We start from the raw sequence: 7,641 nt of genomic DNA on the forward strand, positions 1-7,641 counted from the left end.
CGAAGGCTTCATAGACTGCCTTCATATACTGAATAGGCTTAGGCTGCGCAGCCTCCGTCGTACAGACGGGTGGAATCGCGTAATAGAGATGACTATGCCCGGAAGACCGATTACGGACAATCAGATTCGGTGCAGGTAACCCCGCATCCTCCCAAATCATCGCCTTTTTATGGTCGAGGTCGAAGATCAACCAGCTTACAAACCCTGGCCGATTGATTTGCATGTAGGGATAACGAATGGCGTATTCGCGCGGACGAACGCGGGTCGCTGTCTTATCGTCTGAGCAGCGTGGCAAATAAGGGGCTTCCATCATTACACGATGGAGTGCGGACCCTTTTTCATAAAATCGTTCTACATGTGTTGTCTGTGTTTGTAGTTTTGTAGCCATAACCCTCGTCGCTCATCCCTAAAAGACGAACGAATACTTGCGCGCTGAGGTCAAGGCACCTACAATGACATTGCATAACAGGTTGTCATCGTCACATCACGTCACTCTGCAAAGTGAAATGTGTGTGTGCCCGGGCCTAAAGCTCGGTTAATGTAGTCTAAAGCCCGCTCGAAAAAGCGGGCTTTTCCATTTGTAATTGTCGAACTAGTTAGTACTTAGGTTTAACTTACTCCACATACTGAAACATGCTCTTTTAGTCTTTAGTAGGTAAGCTATGATCATGATCATAGCTATCTCTGCTCAATGGCACTACTAACCTGCCAAAACAAGCTCATCGTCGTAGAAAGCTCACCTTGAAACTATGATCATGATCATAGCTATTCCAACTCTACGGCAATCCTAACCTGCTGAAACAAGCTCTTCGTCGTTTAAAGCTTACCTTGAAGCTATGATCATGATCATAGCTACTCCAGTTCTACGGTAATCCTAACTTACTGCAACAAGCTCTTTGTCGTAGAAAGCTCACCTTGAAGCTATGATCATGATCATAGCTATTCCAGCTCTAAGGTAATCCTAACTTACTGCAACAAGCTCTTTGTCGTAGAAAGCTCACCTTGAAGCTATGATCATGATCATAGCTATCTGCTTTGAAGCCATTCTTCGATTTTAATAAGCAACTCATTCTTCTTATTTTCACTTAGACCGTCTAACCTCAGAGAAGCTTTTCCCACAGAAACAGAAACTGGGCCGAACTGGCGAATTGCCGACTTACTAACTTCCTTCTTAATATTTAAAGCAACATCAATTGCTTCTTTAAATTGCGACCTTGTCCAATTATTCTCCAAAAGAGAGATAATCAATGCAGTTAAATTCTTTCCAAGTACTTCAAAATGCGGAGCAAGAAGTTTTATATGGTTATATGTAACCGCATTTGGATTTTCTGAAATCAAAATGGCTTTCAGCGCGTCATCTGGCAATCTAAAAAAACTTTGACTCAAACTAATCTTTGATTGACTTACATTGATTCGTCTCGAAAGCGAACTTTGCGACTCCTGAGTTTTGCTCATTAACTCATGGAAAAAATAGGCTTCATCTAAATCACACCCATTATCACGATCATGATTTGCGGCAAAGCCTTCAACGGCAGCAGTTAACTCATCTACATCTTTAATAATTGCATCTATAGTTGGAGAAATATTATGGCTACGAAAAGCAAGAACTCTTGTTTTCCCATCAATCAAAAAATACCTGCCATTTATACCTGGCCTTACTTTGATAGGATCAAGTTGTCCATCACGTAAGATCTCGTCTGCCCTTGAATCTACAAGACTTTTTGGATAAGCATGACGAGCAGGTATTGGATTATCGTCGATTAAATCGACGCGAATTTTATGTACTACTCTACTAACTTCTTCACTACCTATTGGTAACTTGTGAGGATTTTCTTGGGATTTGTTGGCAGGAAGCTTAGTAACAATAATTGGGGGTGGTTGTCGAAAAGTCTTACTCATTTCAACACCCCAGGTAGTGCCATTTGCCTACTGGCACGCTTAATAGCTTTCGCAATCACTTCTGCAGCAACCATTCGATAGTCTTCTGCGACTTTACTTTTTGGTTTCAACAGACTGACAGGTACACGCGCATCTAAAGCAGCGGATAAATCTTCTGACTTGCGAACGGTATTTTCTGTAGTTGTTTCGCGAAAGTGATTTCTTAAATGTCCCATGTTATCCATTACACGGTTCAGTTTTGCTTCAAAAAAAACAGGGATTGTTATTACATCAGGGTTGTAATGAAATGTTTCATTTAAACGCTGCAAACGACCACCGAAGCGTGAAATCCCTTTAAGAGAGAACATATTCAGAGAAACAGGTGAAACAACAATATCACTAGCTAATAGTGCATTTGTCGTTAATGTACTTCCACCAGGCGGGCAATCATAGATAACGATGTCGTAGTTACTTGTATCCATATGAGGTAAGCGTCCATCTCTTGCATCACTCATGAGACGGGACAACCGATTCTCTTTTCCAACTTGAATCGATAGATACTCTTCGAAATCAATTAATGAGACATCAGCGGGTATAAGATGTGGCCCACACTCACCGTAGGGCTTTTTAATAACCTTATCTAAGGGTGTCTTCTTACAGACTGGCGGCAAATCGAAGAGATCTGAAATCGTGTGGTTTACAACTAAGCCAAGGGGAACACCGATTTGTTCAGCATATTCATCCGTTAACTCAGGGTCATAGCCTAACGCTTGTGACATATCACCCTGTGGGTCAAGGTCGACCATTAATACACTGTACCCTTGAATTGCGAATTGAACACCGAGTTCAATGGCGGTTGTCGTCTTACCAACACCACCTTTTGGCAAATAAACGGCAATGCATATCTGTTTGTCTAACCGTTCAACATCACCGCGATTTCGTCTAAATCTGGCAATGCGAAAAAGGTCATCAGGGCTGAAGAAACGACTGGGTGAATTTGGTTGTTTCTTTGCAGTGATGCCTGAGAGTTCTTCCAGCTTTGTCATATAAGCAGGACTAAACCCCATCATCAGAGCAAGAATCGAAGGGCGTAGATTTACGCTGTCGCCCCAAGGTAAAGAAGTATCCATCAAACCCCACCAATCAAGACATTTCTTTCAGTATAAAGAAATTCTAAAAAAACGCGAATTTTTTTAACTGAAAGCTTTTTTAACGCTAAATTTTTTCAAGGTAAATAAAAGAAAAAATTAACCATATCAATCACTTATGGTATGAAAGCCTTGCTACTGCTTGGTTTAGGGTACTTTGGGTCACCTAAAAATTTAAAAAAAAATACAAAATTGCAGATAGTTCTGATGTTGGACGTTCACAACAGGTGCACGAACGCTAATCACCAAAGCATGATTTCGCATCGGTCCCAGACTAGTCACACATTTCCTTCACCCCATGATTAGTCAATGTAAGAATTCTTAACTTTGATAGCTAGCAGTGCTATCACTTCGGACTAAGTTATCAATTCATAGTCAGCTGCATCTTCCAATTGCAAACTAGCCATGGCATTACACTATCGCGCTGGATTCGTTGTGACATAACCCATTGTTGATGTGATATTCCCATGCCGCATCAGCGCCTGGATCTCCTTAATCGAAGCACCTCCTTGATCTAGGGAGATAGCAAATGAACGCCGACTACTATGACTGGTTGCTTTGATACCTGCAGGAGCAAATAACATCTTGAGCAGCTGCCGCATGGAGATGGGTTTGTTTAGATAACTCAAAAACAGGCGATCATGCCGTGCCGCTTTATCATCGACCAGGCGCTTACGAATAAAAGCAACGATGTTGGCACGCGCCTCAAGATGACAGACATAGATCTCCCCAAACTCGGCCCCCTTCGTCATGGAAGGGTCGAGGGGCACAATCTCCTTCACGCGTCCCCGCCGATCCAGAAGCACATCCAAATTGATGTTGGCTACCTCCTTGGCGCGCAAGCCACTATAGAAAGATAAAGCAACGATAGCTCGGTCGCGTTCAAAGTAAGGCTAATACTTATCAATGACACGGTAGACCGCCACCAATTCTTTGGCACAGAGCACCGGCGCCTTGTGCTTACGTTTGGCAACCATACGAATCACCTATTGGAAGGAAGAAGCGGGGATATCCGGAAATAAGAGATACTGGGTCGCACCAAAATCGCCAGAACGGTCCTGAACTGGATCAGAGGTCATCTAGGGAAATTGAGGAAATTTACGCAAACCGACCCTAGAAATAGGGGGAGAAACTGGACCCACTTCACGGCGCAGCGGGACCATCGCCTACAGGGGCGATATATTAGGAACTATTGATATATAAGTGTGGTCAATTTGACTATAGGCCGTTAATACCATCTGGCTCGTAATCTCACCTCATCACTTTATCCGCATAGGATAAGCAGTCTTGGCTATTGCTGTATGGCTCCCAGCACTTAAATAACGTGAGGCGATCATGCTAAATGTACCTAAACGAATAGGACAACGCTTTTTTATAGGTTTATTACTCGTTTTACAGATCGCATGCGGTGATGAAGATGGAAATGGGGCAACTAACTCGCCGTTGCGATTCTCTGCCGATTTTGAATCGGGCAGTCTGCCCCATATAAGAAGGCTGGATAGCACAGGATTAGCGTGGGAATTAGGCTTACGGGATGACAACAATAATGCGAGTCTGCCGAATAGCTTTCGTACTTGGTGGTATGTGCGCATGGACAACGTACCTACCGAACAAAGCTTGCGCCTTGAAGTCACCCGCCTTGGATTTAATTATTACTTTCTCCCCCTTTATTCATATGATGGACAGAAATGGCAGTATTTTAATGAGCAGGAGGTGACGCTCCAACCCAACTGCAATGTCGCAATACCGGAATCCTGCCGCCTTATTCTGAATAAGAAGTTCAAGTTCAATACCGTCTGGATAGCACGGACCTATCCCTATACCACCCAAGACCTGGCGTCCTTTCTGGCCACCACGACTGCCAGTCCCTATATACAAACCGATGTATTGGGCTCTACGCCTGCCAAGCAAAAGCCCATCCAACTGATTACCATCGCCGATCATACCAAGCTAACTAACAAACAAACGGTCTGGATACATGCAAGAACGCATCCCGCAGAGACGGGTCCTTCCTATCTATTAGAGGGATTGATCAAAGCCGCATTGGAAGAAACCCCCCTGGGCCAAGCGCTGCGGCAGAAATACATATTTAAAATAGTGCCTATGCATAACCTCGATGGCATTGTGCTAGGCAATTATCGAACTAATGCCACAAGTATTAATCTTGAGAGTCAATGGCGCTTTGATCCGGGCCATTATTATTTGAAAGATACTGCCCCCACCGAGAACCGACAGATTAATCTAGGGGGTATGGTACCGACTTTATTGAATAATACCGAATCCGTTGCCTTAGCATTAAACTTGCATTCGTCTAATTCAAATCCCGACACCGCGGCATTTTTCTTCCCACATTTCGGTAGCGATACCGCTAAATTCACGCCACAACAGCAGAGCCTTTGGCGAAAGCAACTACGGTTTATCAAATTAGTGGCGCAAAATTATGATGGGAAAATAGAACGCCCCCCCGTTGAAGGCGGTGCGGGTTTTCTTAACACTTATTTTCCGGAAACATGGTGGTGGACGTTTAAATCAGACGCAGTCAATGCGATGACTTTAGAGACGACCTATGGGCGTGCTGGCTTTGATCATTGGATCACCCAGAACGACTTACGAAACTTAGGTGTGGCTGTCGCAAAATCCATCAATGAGATGAGTACGCTAGGGGCCTTACCGAAAGAAATACTGAGGGAAAAAGATATGTCGATGTTCCCATTACCATTCAAACCAGAGATATATGAGTATCAAGAATAAATAGGTGGATTGCGTTTCATAAATCTTTAATGCTTAGATAGGCAAATTCTGCTAACCCGGGATTTGCCTCAACTTTTGCTCACCTTTAATCATTAGATTGAAAGGGAATCCGCATTACTTTCTCCATAAATAAAATATCTGGTCCACCCCCAGCATTTAAAACGAAGAAAAAATATTTGCTCTTAAATCTTAAATAATCATAGCTAATTAATTTTGCAACTTGAACATTGAAAATTGTTTCCTTTCATAATCATAATTTTTATTTAAGTTCAGTAACTTGGCTGGGCACAACCAATATTAATATTTATCCTTTTTATTTTCAGCCAATAAAATCAGCATTGTTACATGGTACTTCCGTGGTAAATATATTTAAATTCCGTTGCTTATCATCAAAATTCGATATCACTAAATTAGTACCATTTGTCACCATTAATGCTGATTTGGTGATTTTTTAGCGAACATTTGTTGGGCTGCTCGAAGGGGGTGCCAACAGGTATTTGCAAGGCTTGGTATTCCAAATATTGCAACGACGACAATACCAAAAATAGTACCGCCTAGCAGGATACGATTGGCCAACCAACCAATAATGAGCGTCAGCACGAGGTTGGCTATTGCACCAATAACAAAAGGCCTTTATGGTTTTATATGTAGACAATACACCGTAACCAGGGAAGCGACTAACCCGACAAACGACAAAATATAACCAAACACTGCAAAATAACCTCGAAAATACTCCGCTACTCCCAGTAATAGCCAGAATACTATAAACCCGGCAATTTAATACCCCAAATCCGCCGCATAAGCGATCTTGGGGTGACGGAAATAGGAACGAATACGCTCAGGCCGCAACTGCAGGCGTTTGAGCACCGAGCGAACGCGGGATTCCAGTTCTTCACGACTGCGGGCAGCACGACCATATTTTTTGCAACAGCGCCCTGTTAAGTAAGTTTTATCTAATTCCCAAAGTACAGGTATGTGTACCGCTAATATAGAAATGTAACTTCATTGATGTAAGAAATGGAAATGACACTACTCACCATTGCTTGTTATCACTGCCATTCGGTTGACAAGCTTTCGCAGCCGAGCAGGATTAGCCGTGATGTACATCATGGTGGTAGTGAAATTCCTATGTCGCATCAACGCTTGCACCTCACGAAGCGACGCACCCAACTGATCCAGTGAGGTTGCAAAAGTCCGCCGACCACTATGGCTGGTCGCCTTGATACCAGCCCGCTGAAAAAGCGTCTTGATCATCTGTCGCATGCAGTCGGGCGAAATGGGCTTTTGCCAACGGCTCAGAAAAAGGCGTTCATGCAAGGCGGCTTTTTCTTCCTCGAGTCGTTTCCGCACATACGCCACCAAGTCGGCACGGGCTTCAGGGTGCGTAATATAGATCTCCCCGAACTCCGACCCCTTGGTCATGGCGGGCGATAATTGCACCACCTCCCGAACCCGGCCTCGACCATCGACCAGGACATCCAGGGTGATGTTGGCCAACTCCTTCGCACGCAGCCCACTGTAAAACGACAGTGCAATGATGGCGCGATCGCGTTCAAAAAAGGGCGAGTATTGATCGATAGCGCGGTGGACGGCGTCCAATTCTTCAGCGCAGAGCGTAGGGGCTTTACGTTTGCGTTTTTCAGCCATGGTCACAACAACAGGGTAGGGGGTGGCCGGATATTAGGTCATAGCGGCGCCAAAAGACAATGAAAATCCGCTAGTTCCGTTAAGGGATCCTTTTCGGAAGTAGGGCCGCACCAAAATCGCTAGAACGGTCCTGATGTGGATCAGAGGCCATCTAGGCATTTTGATGGATTTTGAGCTTAATCGCGGATGAGGCTGCAAGAAATGAAGGGGCAGGGCG

General features: G+C 44.0%; 6 protein-coding genes and 1 pseudogene. 1 reads left to right on the forward strand and 6 read right to left on the reverse strand.

The window, feature by feature from the left end:
- The 4 genes from CSQ89_RS18395 to CSQ89_RS18410 all read right to left on the reverse strand — a co-directional run.
- A partial coding sequence (locus tag CSQ89_RS18395; RefSeq protein ID WP_233203313.1) for a replication initiation protein occupies window positions 1-313 on the reverse strand: 313 nt, incomplete at its 3' end.
- A gap of 713 nt (window positions 314-1,026) precedes the next feature.
- Complete coding sequence (locus CSQ89_RS18400; RefSeq protein ID WP_099407535.1) at window positions 1,027-1,899, reverse strand: ParB/RepB/Spo0J family partition protein; 873 nt, start codon at window positions 1,897-1,899, stop codon at window positions 1,027-1,029.
- Window positions 1,896-3,008 (reverse strand): ParA family protein, encoded by a 1,113-nt coding sequence (locus tag CSQ89_RS18405; RefSeq protein ID WP_099407536.1) that lies wholly within the window; start codon window positions 3,006-3,008, stop codon window positions 1,896-1,898. Before CSQ89_RS18405 ends, CSQ89_RS18400 begins: the two co-directional genes overlap by 4 nt.
- A 434-nt stretch (window positions 3,009-3,442) precedes the next feature.
- A complete protein-coding gene (locus CSQ89_RS18410; RefSeq protein ID WP_099407537.1) occupies window positions 3,443-3,895 on the reverse strand; it encodes a tyrosine-type recombinase/integrase in 453 nt (150 codons plus the stop codon).
- 466 nt (window positions 3,896-4,361) lie between these two features.
- Here CSQ89_RS18410 and CSQ89_RS18415 point away from each other — a divergent pair, with 466 nt between their 5' ends.
- Entirely contained in the window at window positions 4,362-5,777 is a 1,416-nt protein-coding gene (locus CSQ89_RS18415) for a M14-type cytosolic carboxypeptidase (protein WP_099407538.1), read from the forward strand.
- A gap of 777 nt (window positions 5,778-6,554) precedes the next feature.
- On the opposite strand, the pseudogene CSQ89_RS18420 reads toward CSQ89_RS18415, so the two are convergent.
- Window positions 6,555-6,683 (reverse strand): annotated as a pseudogene (locus tag CSQ89_RS18420) (IS630-like element ISPa47 family transposase); the annotation flags it as partial.
- 123 nt (window positions 6,684-6,806) lie between these two features.
- A complete protein-coding gene (locus CSQ89_RS18425; RefSeq protein ID WP_099407539.1) occupies window positions 6,807-7,424 on the reverse strand; it encodes a tyrosine-type recombinase/integrase in 618 nt (205 codons plus the stop codon).
- Window positions 7,425-7,641: the final 217 nt, after the last annotated feature.

The organism is Chitinimonas sp. BJB300 (assembly GCF_002735695.1).
GTDB lineage: Bacteria > Pseudomonadota > Gammaproteobacteria > Burkholderiales > Chitinimonadaceae > Chitinimonas.

Coding starts and splice junctions, on each gene's coding strand:
- CSQ89_RS18400 (WP_099407535.1), bottom strand. CDS start 1,899: ATGAGTAAGACTTTTCGACAACCACCCCCAATTATTGTTACTAAGCTT.
- CSQ89_RS18405 (WP_099407536.1), bottom strand. CDS start 3,008: ATGGATACTTCTTTACCTTGGGGCGACAGCGTAAATCTACGCCCTTCG.
- CSQ89_RS18415 (WP_099407538.1), top strand. CDS start 4,362: ATGCTAAATGTACCTAAACGAATAGGACAACGCTTTTTTATAGGTTTA.
- CSQ89_RS18425 (WP_099407539.1), bottom strand. CDS start 7,424: ATGGCTGAAAAACGCAAACGTAAAGCCCCTACGCTCTGCGCTGAAGAA.